General features: G+C 35.2%; 26 protein-coding genes and 1 pseudogene. 18 read left to right on the forward strand and 9 right to left on the reverse strand.

From position 1 onward, the window contains the following. Nucleotides 1-10: 10 nt before the first annotated feature. The 9 genes and pseudogenes from glpK (at nucleotide 11) to NLJ82_RS05455 (ending at nucleotide 10,365) form a co-directional block, all read left to right on the forward strand. On the forward strand, nucleotides 11-1,501 hold the full coding sequence (gene glpK, locus NLJ82_RS05415; RefSeq protein WP_000759994.1) for a glycerol kinase GlpK: 1,491 nt from the start codon (nucleotides 11-13) through the stop codon (nucleotides 1,499-1,501). Between the two features lie 133 nt (nucleotides 1,502-1,634). Next, nucleotides 1,635-3,317: an aerobic glycerol-3-phosphate dehydrogenase gene (glpD, locus tag NLJ82_RS05420; RefSeq protein WP_000672840.1), complete on the forward strand. Its 1,683-nt coding sequence runs from the start codon at nucleotides 1,635-1,637 to the stop codon at nucleotides 3,315-3,317. Nucleotides 3,318-3,614: 297 nt separating this feature from the next. Continuing rightward, a protein-coding gene (locus NLJ82_RS05425) for an IS3-like element ISBce15 family transposase (RefSeq protein WP_085963576.1) occupies nucleotides 3,615-4,975 on the forward strand; the annotation gives its coding sequence in 2 pieces (ribosomal slippage) (nucleotides 3,615-4,071 and nucleotides 4,071-4,975; 1,362 coding nt in all). A 394-nt stretch (nucleotides 4,976-5,369) separates the two neighbouring features. Beyond that, nucleotides 5,370-5,537 (forward strand): hypothetical protein, encoded by a 168-nt coding sequence (locus tag NLJ82_RS05430; RefSeq protein ID WP_000877815.1) that lies wholly within the window; start codon nucleotides 5,370-5,372, stop codon nucleotides 5,535-5,537. A gap of 263 nt (nucleotides 5,538-5,800) precedes the next feature. Then, entirely contained in the window at nucleotides 5,801-6,334 is a 534-nt protein-coding gene (locus NLJ82_RS05435; protein ID WP_000343925.1) for a sigma-70 family RNA polymerase sigma factor, read from the forward strand. A 4-nt stretch (nucleotides 6,335-6,338) separates the two neighbouring features. After that, the gene (locus NLJ82_RS05440; RefSeq protein ID WP_000390158.1) at nucleotides 6,339-6,746 is read left to right on the forward strand and encodes a PadR family transcriptional regulator; all 408 of its coding nucleotides are present in this window, start codon (nucleotides 6,339-6,341) and stop codon (nucleotides 6,744-6,746) included. 7 nt (nucleotides 6,747-6,753) lie between these two features. After that, nucleotides 6,754-8,025, forward strand: coding sequence for an FtsW/RodA/SpoVE family cell cycle protein (locus NLJ82_RS05445; protein ID WP_001034624.1), 1,272 nt, complete (start codon nucleotides 6,754-6,756; stop codon nucleotides 8,023-8,025). Nucleotides 8,026-8,109: 84 nt separating this feature from the next. Beyond that, nucleotides 8,110-8,466, forward strand: a pseudogene (locus tag NLJ82_RS05450) (IS3-like element ISBt2 family transposase); the annotation flags it as partial. 756 nt (nucleotides 8,467-9,222) lie between these two features. After that, nucleotides 9,223-10,365 (forward strand): hypothetical protein, encoded by a 1,143-nt coding sequence (locus NLJ82_RS05455; protein ID WP_000066939.1) that lies wholly within the window; start codon nucleotides 9,223-9,225, stop codon nucleotides 10,363-10,365. Between the two features lie 51 nt (nucleotides 10,366-10,416). Here NLJ82_RS05455 and NLJ82_RS05460 read toward each other — a convergent pair whose 3' ends face one another. Beyond that, nucleotides 10,417-10,908 (reverse strand): TIR domain-containing protein, encoded by a 492-nt coding sequence (locus NLJ82_RS05460; RefSeq protein ID WP_001109537.1) that lies wholly within the window; start codon nucleotides 10,906-10,908, stop codon nucleotides 10,417-10,419. A 12-nt stretch (nucleotides 10,909-10,920) separates the two neighbouring features. Continuing rightward, nucleotides 10,921-11,592, reverse strand: a complete 672-nt coding sequence (locus tag NLJ82_RS05465) for a hypothetical protein (RefSeq protein WP_000272248.1) — start codon at nucleotides 11,590-11,592, stop codon at nucleotides 10,921-10,923. A gap of 302 nt (nucleotides 11,593-11,894) precedes the next feature. Here NLJ82_RS05465 and NLJ82_RS05470 point away from each other — a divergent pair, with 302 nt between their 5' ends. Beyond that, a complete protein-coding gene (locus tag NLJ82_RS05470) occupies nucleotides 11,895-12,137 on the forward strand; it encodes a hypothetical protein (RefSeq protein ID WP_000502173.1) in 243 nt (80 codons plus the stop codon). Nucleotides 12,138-12,402: 265 nt separating this feature from the next. Here the strand turns inward: NLJ82_RS05470 and helD are convergent, their stop codons facing one another. The 3 genes from helD to NLJ82_RS05485 all read right to left on the reverse strand — a co-directional run bounded on the left by helD (nucleotide 12,403) and on the right by NLJ82_RS05485 (nucleotide 16,601). Further along, on the reverse strand, nucleotides 12,403-14,739 hold the full coding sequence (gene helD, locus NLJ82_RS05475) for an RNA polymerase recycling motor HelD (protein ID WP_001035446.1): 2,337 nt from the start codon (nucleotides 14,737-14,739) through the stop codon (nucleotides 12,403-12,405). A 381-nt stretch (nucleotides 14,740-15,120) separates the two neighbouring features. Continuing rightward, complete coding sequence (prsA, locus tag NLJ82_RS05480; RefSeq protein ID WP_000710066.1) at nucleotides 15,121-15,981, reverse strand: peptidylprolyl isomerase PrsA; 861 nt, start codon at nucleotides 15,979-15,981, stop codon at nucleotides 15,121-15,123. Between the two features lie 425 nt (nucleotides 15,982-16,406). After that, entirely contained in the window at nucleotides 16,407-16,601 is a 195-nt protein-coding gene (locus NLJ82_RS05485) for a hypothetical protein (protein WP_000172692.1), read from the reverse strand. 118 nt (nucleotides 16,602-16,719) lie between these two features. Here NLJ82_RS05485 and NLJ82_RS05490 point away from each other — a divergent pair, with 118 nt between their 5' ends. Next, a complete protein-coding gene (locus NLJ82_RS05490) occupies nucleotides 16,720-17,055 on the forward strand; it encodes a DUF1878 family protein (RefSeq protein ID WP_000383660.1) in 336 nt (111 codons plus the stop codon). A gap of 5 nt (nucleotides 17,056-17,060) precedes the next feature. On the opposite strand, the gene NLJ82_RS05495 is transcribed toward NLJ82_RS05490, so the two are convergent. The 3 genes from NLJ82_RS05495 to NLJ82_RS05505 form a co-directional block, all read right to left on the reverse strand. Then, nucleotides 17,061-17,618, reverse strand: a complete 558-nt coding sequence (locus NLJ82_RS05495) for an HTH-type transcriptional regulator Hpr (RefSeq protein WP_000834918.1) — start codon at nucleotides 17,616-17,618, stop codon at nucleotides 17,061-17,063. 298 nt (nucleotides 17,619-17,916) lie between these two features. After that, nucleotides 17,917-18,279 (reverse strand): YtxH domain-containing protein, encoded by a 363-nt coding sequence (locus NLJ82_RS05500; protein WP_000030300.1) that lies wholly within the window; start codon nucleotides 18,277-18,279, stop codon nucleotides 17,917-17,919. Nucleotides 18,280-18,457: 178 nt separating this feature from the next. Next, nucleotides 18,458-18,892, reverse strand: a complete 435-nt coding sequence (locus NLJ82_RS05505; RefSeq protein ID WP_001016840.1) for an HIT family protein — start codon at nucleotides 18,890-18,892, stop codon at nucleotides 18,458-18,460. A gap of 558 nt (nucleotides 18,893-19,450) precedes the next feature. On the opposite strand from NLJ82_RS05505, the gene ecsA reads away from it, so the two are divergent. The 3 genes from ecsA to ecsC are packed head-to-tail and all read left to right on the forward strand — an operon-like array spanning nucleotide 19,451 to nucleotide 22,119. Further along, entirely contained in the window at nucleotides 19,451-20,194 is a 744-nt protein-coding gene (gene ecsA, locus NLJ82_RS05510) for an ABC transporter ATP-binding protein EcsA (protein ID WP_001292601.1), read from the forward strand. Then, nucleotides 20,187-21,398 carry an ABC transporter permease EcsB gene (ecsB, locus tag NLJ82_RS05515; RefSeq protein ID WP_001089166.1) on the forward strand — a complete coding sequence of 404 codons (1,212 nt, stop codon included), beginning with the start codon at nucleotides 20,187-20,189 and terminating at the stop codon, nucleotides 21,396-21,398. The genes ecsA and ecsB overlap by 8 nt, the downstream gene beginning before the upstream one ends. A gap of 13 nt (nucleotides 21,399-21,411) precedes the next feature. After that, nucleotides 21,412-22,119, forward strand: coding sequence for an ecs operon protein EcsC (gene ecsC / locus NLJ82_RS05520; RefSeq protein WP_000634128.1), 708 nt, complete (start codon nucleotides 21,412-21,414; stop codon nucleotides 22,117-22,119). A 40-nt stretch (nucleotides 22,120-22,159) separates the two neighbouring features. On the opposite strand, the gene NLJ82_RS05525 is transcribed toward ecsC, so the two are convergent. Beyond that, nucleotides 22,160-22,303 carry a YjcZ family sporulation protein gene (locus NLJ82_RS05525; protein WP_000522746.1) on the reverse strand — a complete coding sequence of 48 codons (144 nt, stop codon included), beginning with the start codon at nucleotides 22,301-22,303 and terminating at the stop codon, nucleotides 22,160-22,162. A gap of 155 nt (nucleotides 22,304-22,458) precedes the next feature. Here NLJ82_RS05525 and NLJ82_RS05530 point away from each other — a divergent pair, with 155 nt between their 5' ends. From NLJ82_RS05530 to NLJ82_RS05545, 4 genes are all read left to right on the forward strand, one after another. Further along, nucleotides 22,459-23,040 (forward strand): TetR/AcrR family transcriptional regulator, encoded by a 582-nt coding sequence (locus tag NLJ82_RS05530; protein WP_000164850.1) that lies wholly within the window; start codon nucleotides 22,459-22,461, stop codon nucleotides 23,038-23,040. A gap of 2 nt (nucleotides 23,041-23,042) precedes the next feature. Next, nucleotides 23,043-23,210, forward strand: coding sequence for a hypothetical protein (locus NLJ82_RS05535; protein WP_000783813.1), 168 nt, complete (start codon nucleotides 23,043-23,045; stop codon nucleotides 23,208-23,210). A gap of 79 nt (nucleotides 23,211-23,289) precedes the next feature. Next, the gene (locus tag NLJ82_RS05540; protein WP_000371358.1) at nucleotides 23,290-23,766 is read left to right on the forward strand and encodes a PH domain-containing protein; all 477 of its coding nucleotides are present in this window, start codon (nucleotides 23,290-23,292) and stop codon (nucleotides 23,764-23,766) included. Then, the gene (locus NLJ82_RS05545) at nucleotides 23,759-25,210 is read left to right on the forward strand and encodes a PH domain-containing protein (RefSeq protein ID WP_000278190.1); all 1,452 of its coding nucleotides are present in this window, start codon (nucleotides 23,759-23,761) and stop codon (nucleotides 25,208-25,210) included. Before NLJ82_RS05540 ends, NLJ82_RS05545 begins: the two co-directional genes overlap by 8 nt. Nucleotides 25,211-25,232: the final 22 nt, after the last annotated feature.

Here is a 25,232-nt window from a genome sequence, read left to right on the forward strand (position 1 = left end):
GGAAACCATTATGAAAAAATATATTCTTTCATTAGACCAAGGAACAACTAGCTCACGCGCAATTCTTTTCAATAAAAAAGGTGAAATTGTTCATTCAGCTCAAAAAGAATTTACACAACATTTTCCAAAGCCAGGCTGGGTAGAGCATAACGCGCAAGAAATTTGGGGATCTATTTTAGCGGTTATCGCAACTTGTTTAAGTGAAGCTGATGTAAAGCCAGAACAAATCGCTGGTATCGGTATTACGAACCAACGTGAAACAGCGGTTGTATGGGATAAAACGACTGGTAAACCAATTTATAACGCAATTGTATGGCAATCTCGCCAAACAGCTGAAATTTGTGATGAGTTAAAAGAAAAAGGTTATAGCGAAATGGTTCGCGAAAAAACAGGTCTTTTAATTGACGCATACTTCTCTGGTACGAAAGTAAAATGGATTTTAGATAACGTTGAAGGTGCAAGAGAGAAAGCAGAAAACGGCGATCTATTATTCGGAACAATTGATACGTGGCTTGTATGGAAACTATCTGGTGGTAAAGCGCACGTAACGGATTACTCAAATGCATCACGTACATTAATGTTTAACATTCACGACTTACAGTGGGATGATGAGCTTCTAGACATGTTAACAGTACCAAAGAGCATGCTTCCAGAAGTACGTCCATCATCTGAAGTGTATGGAGAAACAATTGACTATCACTTCTTCGGTCAAAATGTACCGATTGCCGGTGTAGCTGGTGATCAACAAGCGGCATTATTTGGACAAGCTTGTTTCGGTGAAGGTATGGCGAAAAATACTTACGGAACTGGTTGCTTCATGTTAATGAACACTGGTGAAAAAGCAGTAGCTTCTGAGCACGGTCTATTAACAACAATTGCATGGGGAATAGATGGTAAAGTAAACTATGCATTAGAAGGAAGTATTTTCGTAGCAGGTTCTGCAATTCAGTGGTTACGTGACGGAATGCGCATGTTTAAAGATGCAAGTGAGAGTGAAGTGTACGCTTCTCGCGTTGAATCAACTGACGGTGTATACGTTGTACCAGCATTCGTAGGTTTAGGTACACCTTACTGGGATAGTGAAGTACGCGGCGCTATGTTTGGTGTAACGCGCGGTACGACGAAAGAGCACTTCATTCGTGCAACACTAGAATCTTTAGCTTACCAAACAAAAGACGTATTATGCGCAATGGAAGCAGATTCAGGTATTGAACTAAAAACATTACGCGTTGATGGCGGAGCAGTTAAAAATAACTTCTTAATGAAGTTCCAAAGTGATATTTTAGACGTTCCTGTAGAGCGTCCGGTAATCAATGAAACAACAGCTTTAGGTGCAGCGTACTTAGCTGGTCTTGCGGTTGGATATTGGAAAAACCAAGATGAAATTAAAGAACAGTGGCATATGGACAAACGTTTTGAACCAACGATGGAAGCGGAAATAAGCGAAGAGCTATATGCTGGATGGAAAAAAGCAATTGAAGCAACAAAAGCTTTCAAATAATCATAAACAGTGTTATAATGGTGACAAGTTAATAATTCGGTAGGAGATTTGGAGAGACCACAACACGCTATAGAGGCGAAATCTATAGCGGAGTTTGTGGTCTCTTTTTTCGTTATCAAAGGGAGGAATTACCATGAAATTTTCAAGTAAACAACGTAAAGACGTATTAAACGGAGTAAATAAACAAGAATTAGATGTGATCGTAATTGGTGGAGGTATTACTGGTTCTGGTATTGCATTAGATGGAGCAACACGCGGGTTATCAACAATTGTGTTTGAAATGCAGGACTTTGCAGCAGGTACATCAAGTCGTTCAACGAAGCTTGTACACGGTGGTCTACGTTATTTAAAACAACTTGAAGTGAAAATGGTAGCAGAGGTGGGGAAAGAGCGTGCGATCGTATATGAGAACGGTCCCCATGTAACAACACCAGAGTGGATGTTACTTCCGTTCCATACAGGCGGTACGTTCGGATCATTCAGTACATCAATTGGTCTTCGTGTATACGACTTCTTAGCAGGTGTAAAACGAAGCGAGCGCAGAAAAATGTTTAGCCGTGAAGAAACGCTGAAGAAAGAGCCTCTTGTAAAACAAGAAGGATTAAAAGGCGGCGGTTACTACGTTGAATATCGCACTGATGATGCGCGTCTTACAATTGAAGTAATGAAAGAAGCAATTGAGCACGGCGCAAAAGCTGTTAACTACGCAAAAGTAGACGGTTTCTTATATAAAGATGGAAAAGTATGTGGTGTACGTGTAATCGATTTACTAGACGGAGAAGTATACGAAGTTTACGGTAAGAAAATTGTAAACGCAGCTGGTCCTTGGGTAGATACACTTCGTGAAAAAGATAACTCGAAAAAAGGAAAAGTACTTCAGTTATCAAAAGGTGTTCACTTAGTAATTGATCAAAAACGTTTCCCATTAGGTCAAGCGATTTACTTCGATACACCAGATAAACGTATGGTATTCGCGATTCCGCGCGGAGGAAAAACATATGTAGGTACAACAGATACGTTCTATGATAAAGATGCAGCTGTACCACAAATGACAACAGAAGATCGCACATACATCATTAATGCGATTAACTACATGTTCCCAAGCGTAAAAATTACGGAAAAAGACATCGAATCAAGCTGGGCTGGTGTACGTCCGTTAATTTATGAAGAAGGTAAGAGTGCATCTGAAATTTCTCGTAAAGATGAAATTTGGACTTCTGAATCTGGTTTAATTACAATCGCAGGTGGTAAATTAACAGGATACCGCAAAATGGCTGAAATGGTAGTAGACTACGTAACGAACTTACTACAAAAAGAAGGCCATAGTGCATATCCGAAGAGCTCAACGAAACATATGCCAATCTCTGGTGGACATGTAGATGGCTCTAAAGGATTACCAGCATTTATCGCGAAAAAAGCAGGCGAAGGTACGAAATACGGTTTAACAACAGCACAAGCAGAAGAATTCGCGAAATTCTACGGCTCTAACGTTGACGTACTATTCGACTTAGCAAAAAAACATAAAGACGAAGCGAAAGAATACAACATGCCACTAGACGTTCTAATCCCACTTGTATACGCAATGGATTACGAAATGACAGCAAAACCAGTTGACTTCTTCGTACGCCGCAGAGGCGCTGTATTCTTCAACATCCACTGGGTATACGAGTGGAAAGAAGCAGTAATCAACTACATGGCTGCGAAACTAGGCTGGAGCAAAGAAGAACAAATGAAATACACAGCAGAACTAGAAAAAGCATTAAGAGACGCTGTCATTCCTGTAGATCAACAAGAGCATGCAGCTGCGTTAGCATAAAATAGAGAAACACCTGAAGAGAAACTCTTTAGGTGTTTTTTTATCTTGACTAAAAATAAATAAAATGTGTTACAATGATGGTAGAGTATATAGTATGAATTTTGCATAAAATAAAGAAGACAGAAGCCTGAGAAACTTCTGCCTTTGTAACCTAACTTGCTATTGTGGTGGTAGTAGGTGCGGTTATAAGACAATTACATTAACGTTTTAGCCGAGAACCGCCCTTACCTTTTCCACGAAGTGAACCGCACCCAATTTGTTAGACAAATAACTAACAATTGGAGGTGCGGTTTTATTATGTCTAGAAAATATAAATTCGAATTAAAAAGAAATGCCGTTGAACATTATTTAAATACAAATGATTCTTTTAAAGTGACTGCCAAAAAATATCAAGTCAGTATATCGTTATTAAAAGAGTGGGTGGCACGTACTAGAGAACAAGGAATAGAGTCCTTAAACTCTAAATGTACAAGGTATGACATTCAGTTTAAAATGGAAGTATTGAATTTTATGAACAATACAGGAGCTTCGCCCCTACAAGCGGCCGCTATGTTCAACGTTCCATCTCCTCGTACCGTTAGGAAGTGGCGATCAATGCTAGAATCACAGGGGATAGATGCTCTTCGTAAAACAAGTAAGGGGTACTCCACTGTGAAGAAGAAACAGGCTATTGCACCTAAGAAAAAACAAAATATTAACTCTCAAAATGATTTACAAAAAGAAATTGAATACTTACGCATGGAAAATGCTTATTTAAAAAAGTTACACGCCTTAATTCAACAAAAACAACAATCTCTGAAAAAGACAAAGCACACATAATATATGAGTTAAGGCATGAATATAAAATTATCGACTTGATTAAAGCGGCTGAAATGGCTCGTAGTACATATTATTACTGGGTGAAACAAATGAGTCGTGAAGATAAATATAACGAGGTTAAAGAAAGTATTAAGCAGATTTTTCAGGAACACCAAGGGCGATATGGCTATAGGCGTATCACACTTGAATTACGTAATCAGGGCTATACCATTAACCACAAAACCGTCCTTCGCTTAATGAATCAATTAGGGTTAAAATCGTTGGTAAGAATCACTAAATACCGCTCTTATCGCGGGAAGGTTGGGAAGGTAGCGCCAAATGTCTTGAAGCGTGATTTCAAGGCCTCTAAGCCTAATGAAAAGTGGGTTACAGATGTTACTGAAGTTCATTTGTTTGGTGAAAAACTCTACCTATCTCCTATTCTAGACTTGTTTAATGGTGAGATTATTTCCTATAATATTGAGAAACGCCCTACATTCCTTCTAGTCGAAAGGATGTTAGATAAGGCTTTAAAATGCTTGGATAAAGAAGATACTCCTATCCTTCATTCAGATCAAGGTTGGCACTATCAAATGGATAGATATCAATATATTTTAAGAGAAAATAATATAACTCAAAGTATGTCCCGTAAGGGAAATTGCTTAGATAATGCAGTCATTGAAAATTTCTTTGGCTTATTAAAATCTGAATTACTTTATCTTAAAGATTTTGAAAGTATGGAACACTTTAGGGAAGAACTAGAGAATTATATTTATTATTACAATAATAAAAGGATTAAGGCAAAATTAAAAGGATTGCCTCCTGTAAAATACAGAATTCAATCCTTATTAGCTGCTTAAATATATGTCTAACTTTTCGGGTCCAGTTCAAAGCAGGGTGGTTCTCGCTTTTTTGTATACAGAAATTAGCCATGGACCAACGTATCTTCTACCGATGACAACGCCAGCTCCGGTTAGGATACCATACACTAATTTAATGACAAACATCGCGATCATATTATCACCTCCCCCTTTTTTCAAGATGGAAGAGATGATTACCACACCTACTAGTTATAGCTTATTAAGTCACGTATTCATTGTATTATGTTTTAAAATAGGGAACAAGACATATAGATAAAAAGCCCTAGCGTTCAAACTCAAACCCCCACTGAAAGGCTTTATCTCAGTGGGGGTAGTTGACTCCTTGTTAAATAAACATAACTAAAAAAATAAAGATACTGATAACAATATCCAAATGAAATACACGGCAGAACTAGAAAAAGCAATAAATCAACAAGAACAAACAGCTGCGTTATGTATAGAACTTCAAATACTACACTTGTATGAAGAATGTATCGGTTTTGATATTATCGATCCATCTTTGTATGGCCATGAAATATTAGATTCTTTAAGTGAGTGTTAGAAAGAAGGAGGACTCGATTAAATCGGTTCTCTTTTTCATTTAGCGATAGGAAACGAAGACGCCCCTCTTATTGCAAACTTAAAGAGCGCCGTGGGAGAAAGACGCTCTTTAGGTGAATGTAGTGTAATAACTATTCGGTTTATTATATGTAAGTTGCTGAGGAAGTGTTTTATAAAAAACGTTATTACCCTCTGTATTTTTTATAAATTTATAAAACTTTTCCATACAGTGCGTCGTCTAATATATGGGAAGGAGGGAAGGCTGTGGATGAATTAATGATAGAAGCGTTTGAAATAGAAGATAAGGAGGACCTTATCGACGAAATCATGAACAAGTATGGACAAGAAGTCTTACAGCTTGTGTATTCATATGTGAATAATAAAGAGGTTGCGGAGGATTTAACGCAAGATATATTTGTGAAATGTTATAAATCTCTTCATACATATAAAGGGAATTCGAACTTAAAAACATGGCTATGGAGAATTGCAATTAATCATTGTAAGGACTATTTAAAAAGTTGGTATAACAAAAAGGTCATCGTGACAGAGGATGACTTTACGTATATGGGGAGTCAAAAAGAAAGTGTGGAACAAACTGTCATTCAAAATGCGGAGGATCGTGAACTGGCTTCTGCAGTAATGAATTTACCGATAAAATATCGAGAGGTGATTTATCTATTTTATTATGAGGAATTATCAATTAAAGAGGTTGCTATTGTAATAGAAGTGAAGGAGAACACGATAAAAACGAGACTGAAAAAAGCAAAGGAGCTTTTGAAGAAAGGATTGGAGGAATAGTCAAATGGAAGATCGATTAAAAGGCTTACGAAAATCAATGGAGAACACAACTTTTAAACATTTGAGTTTTTCTGATCAGCACCAGAAGCGGGTGCATAAAAAAATCAATCAATCGTCCGAAAAAGAAGAAGATATCCTTTTAGCAGTGTTGCAACTTCTTATGAATGAAAAAACAGGCTATGAATTGATGCAGTTACTGCGGGGGAGAGGAATTCAAACATTCGAAGGTGATGAAGGATCTCTATACACTTTATTACATCGTCTAGAGCAGAATCGCTTTATCCAATCTAGCTGGGACCACGCGGAAGCTAAATATTATCAATTGAATGATAAAGGAAATAAAATGCTGCGAAAGGTAGAGAAGAATGCTACGAAGGCACGATTTATATTAAAAGGATTAGTACAGGAGTGAGAACAAATTGAACAAAAAAGGGGAGCGTTTTTTAAAAGAAGTTACGAACCATATTAAATCAAAAGAAGCAAAGGACTTAGTGGCAACGGAACTAGACTTTCACTTGAAACAGACGAAGGATATGTGGATAGGGAAAGGGTTAAGTGAGGAAGTTGCTGAAGATAAGGCTGTTGAACAAATGGGGAGTCCGATTAAACTGGGGCAGGAACTTAACAAACTTCATAAGCCAAAGGTTGATTGGTTTTTAATTGGTTTATTAGTGGCTGCGATGGGGTTAGGGTTTTTGCCGGTTATAGCTTTTGGATATATGAATGATTTACTAATGGATAAAGTGATATTTGTTGTTCTTGGTATTGCAACAGCGTTAGGGATGATGCTGATTAATTATCGGAAGTTAGAGAGATTAGGATGGTTGTTTTATACAATTGGTGTACTTATCTTGTTAATGCTATACTGCTTTCCGAATGCTGGGATGCTTGGAGAACCGATAATAAAAGTTGGTCCTATTGCAATTGACCGTTTAATGGCAGTGCCGTTCTTTTTTCTAGCTTGGGCTTCTTTTTTCAATAATAGTAGGATAAAAGTAATGCATCTTGTGGCTCTTTATTTATTTTCTTTGTATTTATTTTTAATTGGCGCAGCTTTTTCAGTGATTTTTATTTATATCACGATGGTATTCGTTATGCTTTGGTGGAGTAAGTTAGGGAAGAAAAAGGCATTAATTATTACAATTGTACCAATCTGTTTATTGATTATAGGGGTCTATTTTTCCTGGCACACAGTAAAAGGAGTTTATTTGGATAGATTTTTAGGGTATTTGAATCCAGAGCGTGATGCACAGGGCGCAGGATTTATGTATATACGTTTAAAGGAGGTAATGTCGTCAGCAGGTTGGTTTGGTACATACGGAGATGTAAAGTTCATCCCTAATCCAGATACTGATTTTGTATTTGCAAGTTTGACTTATTATTATGGATATGTGCTTGCACTGGTCCTTGTCTTAATTCTTTCTCTTTTTGTAGCACGGTTAATCTTCATATCTTATACAATAAATGACCGATATGGTAAATTGCTTCTCATTGGAGGCATGACTCTTTTCGTAGTACAATTCCTTTATAACGTCGGTATGATTTTAGGTTTATTACCGATTACTGCTATATCATTACCTTTTATTAGTTATGGATTAACACCTACTTTATTTCATGCATTTTTAATGGGAATCGTGTTAAGTGTATATAGGCGTAAAGATGTGTCGTTTAGAAGGGAAGAGACAACTTGATGATTTGAAGTGAACCCGAATAGTGGTACATAAAAAAACACAAGAGTTCATTACCTAGAAGAAATAAAGTGAAAAGTGATTGGAATGAAAAAGGATGGTTATTCGAATTGCAATATTATGGAGAAGTACGAAATTTAAAATGCTTGTCAAATTAAAACATGGATGAAATGGTATCGTACGGATCAAACGTATCGTTTTCAACAACCTGTAGGAAAACGAGATTCTTATGGAAAAGGACTAAAAGAGATCAGTGAATTAGAACAGCTACGTTTAGCAAATAAACATTTAAAAACAAAATTACTTGTATGGGGAAAGAATCTGGAAATCGAAAGGAGCTGAAACCAGAAACTGTAGTTACTTATATGGAGAGATGTAAAAATAAAAATAATGGTAAAAGAAATGTGTAACGTATTGGAATTACTCCGTTACACATTTTATCGTTGTAGAGTCAGTTTTAGAAACTGATGATTTTATAGAGATTTTAAAAGGTAACCATTCAAGTGATATCATTTTCTGGAGAAAGTACTTATTATGTCATTAAAAATTTATTCGAAAATAATTAGTGACAAAATGTTAGATTTATAAGGATAAAGGAATAAAAAAGAAATCGAGTTCCTTACTGGAATTTGCGCTTCTTTTTTTATAAATTAATATTTTATGTGTAGAGTTTTATAAGGTTCTTAATCGGTTGAAGTAGAGGCTGTAATCAGGTTGTTTGTAAGAAATGTAAATCGAATTAAGTAGTTGGTAATAAGTATGGTTATAAATTTAAGAGGATGTTGTTAGTTTTATTTTTTATAATTGCTACATTTATATTGTTATCTTTTTTTGCTATTCATACTATACATTCTTCCCCTCTCTGTTTCGTGTTCTGAATAGACCTATTAATTGTTTCTGAGTTTATTGTGGCTTGAGGTTACTTATAAGTTTATTCAGTAGATTTAAGGTAGAAAAACATTGTTAATGACTGCGTGAATTGTGGACATACATGGATGCCTAAAAATAGAATGTTTATAGGGATCAAGAAAGAAAAGACAGCTGATTTATTGCTGTCTTTTTTGTTTTTTTTAAGAGATAACTGAAAATAAACCTTTATTCAAAGATTTATTTTTATTCTTTGTAGAGGATATTTATATTTTTTGTTGAATAACTTTAAATTGATGTAAAGAATAAGATTGTATGGAGGAATATTATTTAATGTCTAATAAATATAAGATTTTTTTTATAATGCCATTTGATACTGAATTTAATGATTTATATGTACATATAAAAGAAATAATAGAAAATGAAGATGAGCGGTTCGAGGTATTTAGAGCGGATAACTTATTAAATCAACAAAATATATTGAAAGATATTGTTATATCTATTAATAATAGTGATTTAATAGTAGCTGATTTAACAGATTTAAATCCTAATGTTTTTTATGAATTAGGAATTGCTCATGCACTTAGGAAAAATGTTATATTACTTACTCAGCAAATAGATGAATTACCATTTGATCTTCGGTCGTATAGAGTGCTTTCTTATTCTACAAACTTTAAAAAGATTTTAGAGTTGGATAGTAGTTTGAAAAGAATGTTAAATGAAATTAAAAATGGTCAAATGTCATTTGGAAGTCCTATTACTGATTGGATTCCTGAGGAAATCACAAGTGATAATAACATTTTTTATAGTGGATCTAATGTTAGTAGTATTAGTAATGCCCTGGAGGGTTCACAGAATTCTACTTTTGAATATGATATAGAAGAAAGAGGTCTCTTGGATTATATGGCAGATTTAGACGAGTCAATGATAGATTTAACTCATATTATGGGTTTATTTTCTTCAAAGACTGAGGATTTAGGAGAACAGATTACTAAGAAAGCATTAGAAATTGAAAAGGCCTTTCAAAATAAGGGGCAAGGAACAACTTCGCAGGTAAGAAAGCTAACTAGAAAAACGTCTTCTATTATGAATGAATACGGCCTTTCTATTGCAAAATATAATAAAGATTATGATCGTAGCTGGATATCTTTTGAGGAAAATATTAATAATCTTTTTAATAGTGAATTCATAAAAAGGGAAGTGACAAATGATCTGGATAGTTTTCAAGGTTTTGTTAATTCGTTAGGTAATTTTAAAGATTATATATATCCGACAAAATCTGCTTTGGAAACTATGAATATACAGATGCAAACTTTAAAAGGTGTAGAAGCTTCTATGACGAGAGCTGTGTTATTAGTTGAACAGGAAATCAAAGAGTTTATGGATTTATTAGATAAATCGGTTGCTACTACAGAGAGACTTCATATTAAGGGAATAGATCTTATAAAGAAGTATTATAAGAGTAGTGTATTGTAATGTTTTTAAAGACCAATTTTTTAGATTGGTCTTTTTATTTTTGATTTATAATCAATCGTTGTAGTATCGGGGACCTTCTATGTTGTCTTTTTTTAATTTATAATATTCATCTGGCCAATAATTTAAGGCTCTTTTTATTACTTCTTTTTTGTATGGAATATGTACAGCCAGTTTCTCCCTAATTATAGGTGGACAAAAATCATAATTTATACCATTTATATTATTTAAGTTAATTACTATTATGGGAAGATCTAATAGTAATGCTGTTTCTATTTCCCATCTAACATACTTATATAAGTTTTTAGTTTTGTTTCCTACAAGTATAATAAAACATTTTGTATTTAACAGTCTTTTTTTTAGTCTTTCTTTTATATATTGTTCATCATTAATATCTAATTTGTTTTTTTGCATTTGAAAAATGTCATGAGCATTATGAAAATTGAATTCTTTTCCATCTTTTGCTTTTAATGCTGTCAATAGGCGATAATAGTGTATATCTTCATCAGCATCGAAGCATACATAAGTTTTATTACGATAGTTCATAAATATACCTCCTCATTGGTTCGCTTTTGGAATTGATTGTGTGAGTATTATTGCGATAAATAAAAACGATAGTAATATTTGAGAAGCTTTAAAATATTGTCCAATTTCAGTTAGAGCTTTTACACCTTCGTAGCTTAATGGAAATGTATTCGATAGGCTGAATAATAAAGATTTAGAAGAAGTAGTTATATCTGATGACCATTGGAATTCTTTTTTAAAAGGAATTTGAAATAAATATGCGTAAGAAATAATCATATAGAATAAAGATTGAAATAAATTGATGAATTTTCTTCTTGTTCTATGTATTGTTGCAAATTGTCCTTTTATAGCTCCTTCTTCCCAAACATGATAATAAAAATAGATAAATGAATTCATAATTAGAAGATAAATTGTAATCCCAGTTAGATAAATATTTTCAATTTGACTATGCCATAATATACCAATAAATGCGAATTTTAAACAGATGAAAATATCTATTGCAATGTTACGTGCTTTTCTTTTTTTTCTGTTAATTAAATTAACATTTGTTGAATGCCTATTAAAAAATAATATAATTTTTACTGTTATCCATTTAATTAATTCTACTATATTTATATAGAATATAAGGGATATCATTTTATTAATAATAGGATATATAAATCCATTATCAGTTGTTTGTTCTTTATTTCTACCTTGATCATACATAGTGAATTCCCTGCTTTCTTTCTATGAAAGTATATCTAAATTATATTAAATATATAATTTAGATATTTTTAACATAAATTATACAGTATTCTTTTGGTTTTGAATTCAATATTTTAAATTTATTAATAACTATTATTAAAGATGATGTTACAGATTTTATTTTTGATACAGGTGCAATTGAGCATTTAATATATCCTAAGGATTTAAAATTTCAAAAAATTGTTGAATTTAAAAGAAAATTAGCTTCGAGAATAAAAATTACTTATGAAAAATCACAATCGGACCCTAAATATTCAACGTTTTTGGGTGATTTTGGTGAATTTAAAATTGCTAAACTTAATCAGACAGCAGTTTCTGATGTTGATCAATTAGTTTTAGAAGAACTTTATAGTCTTAGAAGAGAAATAAATAGTGTGAAAAGAGAAGTTACAGATGAAGATTTTTTAGATTATTTAAATATTAATGATGTGGATATTTATAGTATGCCTGTGAGTAATGTATTAACGATAATTGCTAATGCCCAAAGTGATTTGAAGAAGAGTTAAGAAATTTTGCTGGTATTCTGATACAAGAAAAGGGGATAGTTTGTGGAAATATTTATTATTGAAATCTATAAGAATTATAGCATGATTTTCTCCCTCTTCTCTAGTTTTAAATGTTAGAAAAGAGGGAGAAAAATATAGAGCCAGCCGAAAAGAAAGCCAGGATAAAGGGGAATAGGGTAGAAGATTTTTAGGAGTAAGCTGAATCTTCCGCCGCTGTATGGCTGCATCCTCCTGCACCTGCATAAAAAAGAAACACCTTGAATCATCAAGGTGTTTTCGTTATAAGCTCAAAACTCTCCGAATCAGCCCCAAGTATAAAAGGACTAACCTCGCCAACGCTATAAAGTTGTAATTCATGCATTGCACGCGTACAAGCAGTGTAGAATAATCTACGAACGCTCTCATCGCTGTATACATCTTTAGAAGCATTGTAAATAATAACAGCATCAAATTCGATACCTTTCGCTAAGTAAGCTGGGATCACGACGATGCCTTGCTCATACTCAGCTGAGTTACTCTTCACGAGTTTAATATTCTCGATATGAATAAGTGCCTCATAGGCCGCGGCGCTTTCAGCTGCAGATTTACATATAATTGCGATCGTATTGTGCTGCTCTGTTTGTAGTTCAGCAACTTTGGCAGTAATACGTTCGTGCAGTACGCTCTCATTCGCTACTTTCGTCACTGTAGGTTTCTCACCATCACGTTCAAATGCATGGATGTTCTTTCCTTCCGGTACGAGAGCCCGTGTAAATTCAATAATCGGTTTTGTTGAGCGGTAGCTACGAGTTAAGTTAATGCCGTTCGTTTCATCCGGCCCGTATAAATTTGTAAGTGTATCGAAATTCACCGTTTCACTCGCATGAGCAAATATTGCTTGGTTAAAGTCTCCGAGTACCGTCATTCTTGCAGCAGGGAAGAGACGTTTTAAAAACTCGAACTGAAATGGTGAATAATCTTGCGCTTCGTCTACGAGTACGTGCTTAATCGATCTATTTGTTTGGAAGCCTTCAATTAACTCTTTTAAAAGTAAAAATGGAGTCGCATCCTCGTAATATAGCTTTCCTTCATCTAACATGTTCACCGTTAATGAACAAATGTCATCCCAGTTTTTCGGTTTTTCTCCCGTAACCCATGATGCATCTGTGAATAGCTGTTTATATATGCCTGTGAAATTGATAAAGCGCAATGTTTGAACACCTTTACGAAGTGGCTTCAATTTTTTACGGACAATCATACGTCCAAGTACTTTCGCCTCTTTCTCAAAATCGTTAAAGGAGTTGTCGTCAAACTCGCCCTTTTTCTGTAAATATTTATAAGCCTTTTGATATTCATCTTTACTAAGTAGTTCGATTTCTTCTTCTACCCAAGGCTTTTTCAGTTCTGCTTTTTCAAGTGCATCTATTTGCTTATTTAGCCAATCCGTTAACTTCTCAATTCGGCTATGGAAGCGGAGAGAGGAGTCAGTATTATAAAATTGCTCTGTAATTTCTTTCGCAGAGACAATTAGCTTTCCTCTAAATTTCATTCCTCTAAATAGCATGCCTGATGATTCAAGAGATTGTCTGTACGCTCGAATCATTTCGAAAAATTGAGTAGATGCTTTAAAGCGAATGCTTGCATTTCTTGTTTTATAGATAGGGCTATTTGTTTCAGTGAGCATATATTCTAATTGCTCGTATGGATCTTCCACGTCAAATGACTTACTTAGTCTATGATTTAAATATTCTTGGAATGTCACTTGCTGCATATTTTCTTCGCCGAGTTCAGGTAGTACGTTAGATACGTAGCTATTGAACATAGAGTTAGGGGAGAAGAGAATAATTTGATCTGCTTTTAGCCATTCGCGATATTTATATAGTAAGTAGGCGATTCGTTGCAGGGCAGCTGACGTTTTACCACTACCAGCAGCTCCTTGCACGATAAGGAGTCGGCCTTCATCGTGACGAATAATTTCATTTTGTTCGCGCTGAATTGTAGCGACGATACTTTGCATATGTTTGTTTGTACCTTTTCCGAGCGCTTGTTGCAAGATTTCATCGCCAATTGTAAGGCTCGTATCGAACATAGAATCAATCTCGCCATTTTCAATAATGTATTGTAATTTTTTCTCCACATTACCGTGGATTACGCCGCCTGGTGTACTATATTGAGCCGGTCCTGGTGGATAATCGTAGTACACACTTGAAATGGGGGCGCGCCAGTCGTATATAAGAAAGTTTTCTCCGCTAGCATCAGTAAGTGTAGCAACGCCAATATAAATTTGCTCTGCAGCAGATTCTCCTTCTTCTTTGAAATCAATTCGTCCGAAATAAGGTGCTTTATGCATGCGTTTTAGTGCGGCAAGTCGATTAAAGGTGTGCTTATGGGTAATTTGTGTGACAGCTAGTGACTGAGCTTGTTGTCTTAAGTTGATAACTGTTTCAAGATAATCATCAAAAGTATCAGTATTCACTTTCACGTCATCCCAAAAGTGTTTACGAATATGGATTACTTCTGCCCGGCGTCTGCCAGTTTCGTTTTCCAGTTTATCAATTTGTTGCGTAATCGTTTCGATTACGGTATCCAATCGTTTTTGCTCTAAATCAAGTTTTTTGTTCATACGGTAAGCACTCCTTTAAAAGTGAAAAATAGAGGTTGACTGAAGAAAGAAACTATGGTATATTTGATATACGGATAAATATGTTTTAGTTAATTTGTAAAACGTGTTTCTGTACTAATTTAACATAGTTTCTGAATTTAATCAATGATAATAAGATAAACCTTGGTTCCGTGTGGCGTGAATCGAGGTTTTTTTGTGTTTTAAGAGGGGTTCGCAGTTATTGTCAGTTTCTGTCGGTAAGTCGATATATTATGAAAATCGCCGATATAATTTATTCAGAGGACCAACTATATAATTTCATTTACCGAACTCGGACATAACTACCGAGAGAAGAGGGTATACAAAAAAGCTCGGACCTAAGCCCGAGCTTTTTTCAATTCATTATTTCTTTTCATCTTTTTTAGCTTTTGGCTCTTCAAAAAGATCTTTTAAATCTTTATCGTCAACTTTTACGTCAGCTTTTTTGATTTCTTTTATCATAAGATCGTTCATGAATTCGCCATCTTGCTTTTTCTTCTCAACTAATTCTTTTTTCAAATCAGCTTTTGATTGTTCGAATGATTTTTCTGGTTCTTTAATGTCTGTAACTTTAATGATGTGGTAACCGAATTGTGATTTCACAGGTTCGCTTACTTCATCTTTTTTCAGCTTGTAAGCAGCATCTTCGAATTCTTTAACCATTTTACCAGGTCCGAAGAATCCTAAGTCCCCACCTTTTTCTTTTGAACCAGTATCTTCAGAGTATTGTTTTGCTAACTCTTCGAAAGATTTACCTTGTCCAAGCTCTTCTTTAACCTTTTTCGCAGTCGCTTCATCTTTTACAAGAATGTGGCTTGCTTTAATTTCAGGTTTATAGTAATCCTTAACCTCTTTATCAGTGATTGCTTGTTCAACTGCTTTTTCTTGAGCTAATTGAGCGCGTACACTATTTTTTAATGTTTTTTCTGTAACACCTGGTTGTTTTAATAGTGTATCGAATTGATCACCGATTTGTTTTTTCATTTCATCGTACTTTTTGTCTACATCTTTGTCTTCAACTTTGTAGTTTTTAATAAGTACTTTTTCTAAAACCATGTTGTTTAGTGTTTGTTTACCAGTTGGTGAATTTTTCATTTGTTCATAGAACTCTTCTTTTGTAATGTCACCAGCTTTAGATGTAACGATTTTGTCTGATGATGATGTTCCACAAGCTGATAGTGCGATTACACTTGTTGCGGCTAAGGCAAGCATAGCTTTCTTCATTCGATAAACACTCCTACTATTATGTATTTTTAATTTATCCTATACCAATGAATTTTAGTTCATCAGAGCCCGATTAAGTCTCACTGATACTTTTGCTTTGTATATTGGTAAAGCGCGCTTAACAAGGCTTACCGAGGCTTTAGGATAAAGTTAAGATGCGTGTCATTTATTTCATAGTATAAGCAATATGTACAAAATTTAATATATCATATTTCGACTCGATTTCATATTGATAAAGAAAAATTAACCAGTACGTGTCAGATTTTGAAGGTGTGCCATATTGGGCGTATGCCGCATATACAGGAAAGAGGAGGGGATGGGGATGAATTCTCAACTTATTTTATTACTTGTACTGTTTATTTTATTGGTTATAGTAGGTATAATTTGCTTATAGAGGAAAAAAGTGAGGAAGGGGCTTTCCTTCCTCACTTTCCATGAAATATAATTTCTATATAACTAGAAATTAATAAAATTGTTATACATACATTAATAACCCGAAAGACACCGGGTTGGCGGCTCGCAGATATTTGTTTTCGTTCACACAGTGTATGTGTCATGAAATTCGTGTAAAATATAACAAGAAGTGCGAATGCGACAAAAACAACTGTTATAAGTGTCATGAGGCGAGACCTCCTTTTGGCTAAAATACATATACTTTATATATTGTATCATACGATATTTTGTTCGTGTTATAAAATTCAGAAATAGAAGACTTTGTGTTAGAAAGTGAGGGAGAAAATGGACGTTGTTAGAAGATTAGAACAAGCTGAATACTACGTAGACCTACTATTTAAAATGATTGATGAAGAAAAGTGTCCATTTTATTCTTTAATCATAAAGAAAAAAGCTCGTAAAAAAGATGTTGAACGTATACTACATCTTTGTGAAAAACTGAACGAACAATATGTAGCGGAGAAAGCAGAAGGCCTTCTTTTGTTCGATGCGCTGTTAGATCAATTTGAAAAAGCGCTTCCACATCAGCTCGAAGTACACGAAACTGCGGAAGCGCTAGCAAAACAAGGTTTATTCAAACCGCTTATGAATGAATTCTTAAGCATGATTGCGAAAAAGTAAATAGATTACTTCTTAACTAACTTTTGATCGGATTCTGTAAAGTTCTCTTCAATATCTTCTAATGATTTCTCAAAAATATCGATGAAGTCTTGTCCGTAAATGTTACGCAAGATAGCAATCAGTTCGATATTTTCTGGGAACTTCCCATAAAAATTACGAAGTGCAAGAGCCCCATTAAACACTGAATTATTTTCAGGGTCATACTCCTCCATTAAGCGAAGTAGTAATTCTTCCCCTTTGTCTGTAATTTCGATGTACGTATTTCGTTTATCATCTTCTTTTTTCGAGAATACAAGATAGCCGCGTTCTTCCAACTTTTTCGAGAAGTTAAACGCCGTTGATACGTGCATAACTCCAAACTTAGCAATCTCAGAAATAGAAGCCCCTTTTAAATGATAAGCGATTGTTAAAATATGATGCTCATTAATGTTTAAATCATAAGGTTTAATCCACATCTGCCAATCTTTCTCTACACATTTCCATAACGCTTTCGATAATTGAGCAATGCGTTGGCTGAAAATCATCGCTTCTTTTACCGAGTAATCTTTTTCTCCACTTTTCATATACTCACCCACTTTAACATTCTTTTTCATTACTATCTATTATGCCAGTAAAATAAAAATTAATAAAGTCTTTTTGTGAGAATTGTGAAAATTTTTTGGAAAAATGACATTCTATACAAATCATGCATAACTATGGAAGCGGTTTATGAGTCGTGAATACATGTGTTGTCCATACATGTTAAGTGATAACATATATTGTAAATGCATAAAAACACGGCATATCTATGTGATATGCCGTGTTAAGGTCAATTTATATAAAAAATATTTGTTATATGCAAAAAACTAAGCAGGAATTTGTTTACGCTTTTTCCGGAACAGCTTCTTGTAGTTTCTCAATTGATTTTTGAATGTCCAAAATCTCTTTCTCAATATGTCGTTTGTTTTGAGAAATATCTTGCTTCCAGTTAGAAAGTGTATCGTGCATATCGTCTTTTAATTCTTGGAACACTTCTTTACCTTCTGAAGCAGTTTCAACGATTTGACGTTTTAATAATTTTGTATCAGCTGTAATATCAGCTAAAGTCTTTTTAATATCATTTCCTTTTTCTTTTAACTTACCGCGCATGTCTTTGCCCGAAGAAGGAGTTGAGAAAAGAACAGCTAGTCCAGCAACTGCTCCGCCGCAAATGACACCTGTAATAAAGGATTTAGCTTTTGACATAAAAGGAGACCTCCTTATTTTTTGTTCGTATTCATGATGTGAAAAAATATGCATATCTTTAAGACGAGGGAAAGGAAAGTGTGCAGTCCCTGGCATCTTAAGTGGAGAAACAAGCCGTGCCATATTTAATCACGTTAGGAAAGTGGCTTGTTATGTATGACTTCTTATTATAGTGTCACTATTTCACACTATTTGCAATTGTACTTGCGATGTTTTGTAAATTTTCCATTGTGTATTCATTTTGATGTGATTTCCAAACAGCACCGAAACCATCGTTTTCACCGTAGCGTGGAATTAAATGAAGGTGGAAGTGGAACACAGTTTGTCCAGCTTTTTCACCATTATTATTAAGTAGGTTAAAGCCAACTGGATTAAACTCTGCTTTAATCGCATTTGCGATTTTCGGAACGACAGAAAAAATGTGTGATGCGATTTCTGGCGTTAACGCAAAAATGTCTTGTTTGTGAACTTTTGGAATAACAAGAGTATGTCCTTTTGTTACTTGACTAATATCTAAAAATGCAAGCACATGTTCATCTTCGTATACTTTTGAGCAAGGGATTTGCCCGTCAATGATTTTACAAAAAATACAATTATCTGCTGTATGATTCATCGATCTCATCCTTTCAAATATCCTTAGCCGTATTTTACCATAATTACATAAGAGAACAAACACGAAAAACAGGAAGCTGACTCAGCTTCCTGTTTTCTGAAGATGGATTGAAAAAGCATTATCGTAATTTACGTTTCGCAGACACCTCATTTATTTTAAGAAATGCACGGTAAATCGGCTAAAGTTTCTGCCGTAGACACCCCATTTTCAAGTGAAATGAATTGCAATCTTTTTAAATGAAATTGTTTACTTTTTAAAACAGTATATGCTCTTTCGGAGACACCCCGTTTCGAAAATAAAACAAATAATCTGGTTATGTGTAAATTCCTTTGTCCAACTTGGACACCCCATTTCATGATGACTTCACTATGTTGTTGTACTCATCAATAGGTGGTCGCTTTTTCAATGTGTTCCTTCTTCCTTAATTATGATGTCCGCTTTCGGGAAAATATATGCGAACAAATTTAAATTTTTTTGAATGCATCGATACTATGTAGTACAGCGTAATTTTTGGTAAGATGAATATAGAACGAATATAAATGAAGAAAGTGGTGTCGTATGAGCGAGTTATTGCGTGTAGAAAATGTTACAGGAGGATATACGAAACGACCTGTATTAAAAGATGTTTCGTTCTCTGTGAATAAGGGTGAACTTGTCGGCTTAATCGGTTTAAATGGAGCAGGTAAAAGTACGACGATTAAACATATTATCGGTTTAATGGAACCGAAAAAAGGAACTGTCACGATTAATGGGAAAACAATTCGTGATGATATGACAGCGTACCGTTCTAGTTTTTCGTTCATCCCAGAAACACCTGTATTATATGATGAGCTAACGCTAGAAGAACATTTGAAGCTAACAGCGATGGCTTACGGTGTCGATGAAAAACAATATGAAGAACGTGTAGGACAATTATTACAAGAATTCCGTATGAAAAATCGTTTGAAATGGTTTCCGTCTCATTTCTCAAAAGGGATGAAACAAAAAGTAATGATTATGAGTGCGTTTTTAGTAGAGCCATCTCTTTACATTGTGGACGAACCGTTCGTTGGGCTTGATCCGTTAGCAATCCAATCACTCCTTCAAATGATGGACCAAATGAAAAAGAGCGGTGCAGGTATTTTAATGAGTACACATATTTTAGCGACGGCAGAGCGTTATTGTGATTCGTTCATTATTTTGCATCAAGGCGAAGTGAGAGCGAAGGGAACATTATCTGAGCTGCAATCACAGTTTCATATGCCGGATGCAACGTTAGATGATATTTATATTGCATTAACGAAGGAAGAAGATTATGAATAGCACAGCATTATGGAAAGAACGATTTCGTTACTTTTTACAAGAAGTTCGTACATATAGTAAATACGTATTTAATGATCATTTAAAATTTATTTTCGTATTCATCATCGGCGCAGGAGCATATTATTACCAGCAATGGTTACAAACGTTAACACCTTCGTTTCCGACGGCCCTCGTTATGGCAGTGTTGCTTGGGCTCGTATTAACGACCGGATCCATTCAAACGTTGTTAAAAGAAGCGGATCTCGTTTACTTACTGCCAGTGGAAGAAAAGTTAAAACCGTACTTCACAAAGGCATTTCTTTTTACGTTTATGATTCAGTTATACATAATTGCAATCGTAGCAGCAGCGCTTGCTCCGTTATACTTCCAACAAATGAAGCAAACAGGAGCTGGTTACATATGGATCGTACTCGCATTTGTCATTGTAAAAGCGTGGAATTTATTTGTAGCGTGGGAAAAGTCATTTTTAACAGATCAAAATATACAAAGAGCCGATTGGTTCATTCGATTTATTTTAAACGCCTTATTTGTTTATTTCCTTGTGGAACGTACTTCAGTTATGTTTATTGCCGGAATCATCCTTCTGATGGTGTTATACCTCGCTATTCTGCATCAAATGGTGAAGGGGAAACCACTAAACTGGGAGTATTTAATTTCTGAAGAAGGTAAGAAGATGATGCTGCTGTACCGCATCGCGAATATGTTCGTTGATGTACCAGCATTAAAAGAGAGAGTAGCACGTAGAAAATGGCTTGATTTCATTCTTTCGATGATCGGTGAAAAGCGTACCTATTTATACTTATATACGAGAACGTTCTTAAGATCTGGTAATTATTTTGGCTTATATGTGCGCCTGCTCGCTCTTGGCGGAGTTATTCTTTACTTCATTCCGTTTTTATATGGACGATTTATCGTAAGCCTTATCTTCCTATACTTAATCGGTTATCAGCTATTAACTTTATGGAAACATCACCGCATGAAAATTTGGCTTGATTTGTACCCAGTAGGCGGAGAAGAGAAGAAGAAAGATTTTCTTACTTTATTAAATGCAATTCTCATTATTGGCAGCGTTGTATTTACAATCATATTTGCACTTGCTACGAAAGATTTCATGATGACGGGAATTTTATTAGTCGTAAGCATAGTATTTAGTATCGGTTTCGTTTATCAATACGGGGCAAAACGTATTGAGCGTTTAAATTGAAGGGAATGAACCTATGATTACATATGAAGAAAAGGTTATAAAAGAACTGGAGCAGTGGAAAGCTACATTCATGAAAGATTCTTCTATGATGACACGGTTCTCAAAGAAAGTGCAGACGAAAGTACAACAGCTTATTCCGGCGAAAGTACAAAAAGTATTAACAGAAACGATTCGGATGATGGTGCAAACAATTAGTGCCGGATCGAACTTTATAAAGCCGAAATTAAAAGAGACGAACTGGTCGTTGCAAAGACGAGATGATGAAGTACGTAAAAAAATGGATGAGTATAAAAAAATAGCAGCGGCAGAAGGAGCGGGGACGGGAGCAGGCGGTATTCTCCTTGGCCTTGCTGACTTTCCGCTGTTGCTCGGCATTAAAATTAAATTTTTATTCGATGCAGCAACATTGTACGGATTTGATACGAGCGATAAAGAAGAGCGCCTTTTTATCCTTCACGTTTTCCAACTTGCCTTTTCAAGTGACGACCACCGAAAAGAAATATGGAAAGCAATCGAAACGTGGGATACAGAAGAAGAAAATCATATGGACTGGGAAAAGTTCCAAACAGAGTACCGAGACTATATCGATTTAGCGAAGATGCTTCAGCTCGTCCCGGTAATCGGTGCCCCGGTCGGCGCGTATGCGAACTATCAATTACTGCAAAGACTTGGAGAAGTAACGATGAATTGTTATCGTATGCGATTGTTGAATAAGGATTAAAAACAAGGCGTCCTACATGTGTAATGTAGGACGCCTTTTCTTAGAAGCCAAGTCCGATATAGCTAACTCCAACTATAATCAATACGACAAAAAGTACAATGAGTAATGAAAATCCACTTTTGCCAGCTTGTCCAGCTTCACCGCCGCCATTACCACCACTACCGCCTTTACCACCAAGTCCCATATGATATCCTCCTTATTGTTATATATTGCTTTTGTTTTATATTTTTCTCCATTTACCAATAAATTCCTCCTGGGGCGCTAACTAACTTGAAAATCATTTCGTTTCATTTTATAATTTACTTACCGACCGGTAAGTAAAAATAAGTGAGGTACAGTATGACAAAGAATTTACAAACATCGCAAAACATTGTAGAGGCTTCATTTAAACTTATGGCAGAGCACGGCATTGAGAAGATGAGCCTTTCCATGATTGCGAAAGAGGTAGGTATTTCAAAACCGGCCATTTATTATCATTTTTCTTCTAAAGAAGCGTTAGTCGATTTTTTATTTGAAGAAATTTTCTCTGGGTATCATTTCGTGAGTTATTTCGATAAAGAGCAATATACGAAAGAAAACTTTGCAGAAAAGTTAATCGCAGATGGTTTACATATGCTCTCTGAGTATGAAGGACAAGAAGGAATACTGCGCGTCATAAATGAATTTATCGTAACTGCGGCGCGAAATGAAAAGTATCAGAAACGCTTATTTGAAATACAAGAAGAGTTTTTAAATGGTTTCCACGAATTATTGAAGAAAGGCGCGAGACTAGGCGTTGTGTCACAAGATGCAACGGAAGAAAACGCTCATACGCTAGCGCTTGTAATTGATAATATGAGTAATTACATGCTCATGGGATTTCAGTTAAAGTATAAAGAAATTTGGATTCGAAATGTGAAAAACGTCATGAAGGAGGAGTAAAGATGAAAATGCAAAAAAACTGGTGGCTCGGTTTTCTTGGATTCATTGGGGTGTATAAAATTCCAGGCATGATAGAAGCTTTTCAAGCGGATGGAAATTGGATGAAGTTAATCGGTTTCATTTGGCTACTTTGGTTCGGATATTTTATTCCTGAGAAGAAAGAAGATTGAATTTCAATTTTCTGTAAGGTTATGTAAAATATAGATTGAGACTATTCATATATTAGATTACTAGATTTGGAGTGGTTACATGGATCCATTGAAAAATGAAATTCACCCTGACATGGTCAAGGTGTGGAAAGTTCGGGCTGTAATAGAAGAAGGGATCGGTATTCTTGTCATTTTAGCTTACCTTTTCCTCATGATAAAGTTTGATTGGTGGGCGTGGATTTTGTATGTGATGATTGGGCTAACAGTTGTGTTCGCACCATTTTCGTACTTTTTATTCCCAAAACTACGTCAGCGTTATTACAGCTACCAACTAAATGAAGAAGAACTTGAAATTCAACACGGTCTTTTCGTCGTAAAGCGCGTATTAGTACCGATGATTCGTGTACAGCATGTGACGATTGAACAAGGGCCGATTATGAGAAAATACGGTTTAGCAGAATTACACATTTCAACAGCAGCAACTTCTCACAGCATCCCAGGCTTAACGATGTATGAAGCAGAAATGTTGAAAACGAAAATCGCAGAATTAGCGAAAGTGAGTGATGAGGATGTATAAGAGGCAGCATCCGATCACGATGTTATTGGAATTAAAAATAACAGATTTTATACCATTTATTATTTTTCTCCTTAGTTTAAAAGGAAAGTTCCCATTTTGGTATTTAGTTCCTATCGGTTTTGCGGTAATCACGATTGTTTCAGCTATCGTAGGCTGGTATTACAAAGTATATTGGATTGAAAATAACGTATTACATGTGAAACAAGGTCTCTTTGTGAAGAAGGAGAGCTACTTAAATAAAGAACGTGTTCAAACAATCAATACAAGCTCTAACGTGTTATATCAAATGCTTGGCTTAAAGAAAATCCAAATTGAAACAGCTGGCGGGGGCGATGATGCGGAGGTTAGCTTAGCCGGTATTACAGTAGAAGAGGCAACTGAGCTTATTGCTTTGCTAAATGAGCCAACTCTAGAAGTGAAAGCAGAAGGAACGCTAGACGAAAAAGCGGAACATGCAATAGAAAAAGAAATCGTTACAGAAGAAAAACAAACGACAGAATATAAATTGACTTGGAAAGAAATTTTACTAGCCTCTGTTACATCGGGGCAGTTTGGACTATTATTCTCGTTAATCTTTTTCGTGTATCACCAAGTAGAGGAATACATTCCGAAGTGGATAGAGAATAGCGTAAAGTCATATGTAATGCAACATGATATATATGGCTGGATTTTCATGGTAGCTATTTTACTCGTCCTTTCGTGGATTATATCTACAATCGGTTATGCGCTAAAACATGGAGATTTCACAGTAAATCGAAGAAATGACGAAGTCCGCATTTCACAAGGATTACTTGAGAAAAAAGAACTCGTCTTAAAGTTACATCGTATTCAAGGGATTACGATAAAAGAAAGTATTTTACGTCAGCCATTCGGCTATTGTGCTGTGCAAGTAGAAGTGATTCAAAGTAAGGGAACGGATGATGAAAAAGAAAAAGTTACACTGCATCCAATCATCCGAAAAGATCGAGTACAACAGTTACTCGCGCATTTACAATTACCATACGAACTGCATACAAATATGATTTCATTACCAAAAGCAGCATTACGCCGCTATCTCATTGATAGCTTCATCTTTTTCGTAATAATAGCTATCCCGCTTATTGGTATAAGTATATACTTTGAAAAGCACTTCATCATGTGGGCACTCATTCCGCTTGCGATTCTCATCTTTATACTTGGATACGCAACATTTAAAACAAATGGTTACAGTGTAAATGGAGAGCAAATTACGCTTGTATATCGTAGCATCGGAAAATATACAGGACTTGTTAGAAGAAGACACGTCCAATCAATGGAAAAGACGCAATCATACTTCCAGCGCCGCGCGGATTTATGTACGTATAAGTTTTCGAGCGCATCATCGAGTTATAAATTAGAGTATACGAGAGTAGAAGATGCGGAGAGAATGCAGGATTGGTATAAGAAGAGAATAAGTGAGAATTAAATGGAATGGCTCGTCTTTTGCG

It is taken from the genome of Bacillus paranthracis (assembly GCF_024296885.1).
Taxonomy (GTDB): Bacteria; Bacillota; Bacilli; order Bacillales; family Bacillaceae_G; genus Bacillus_A; species Bacillus_A paranthracis.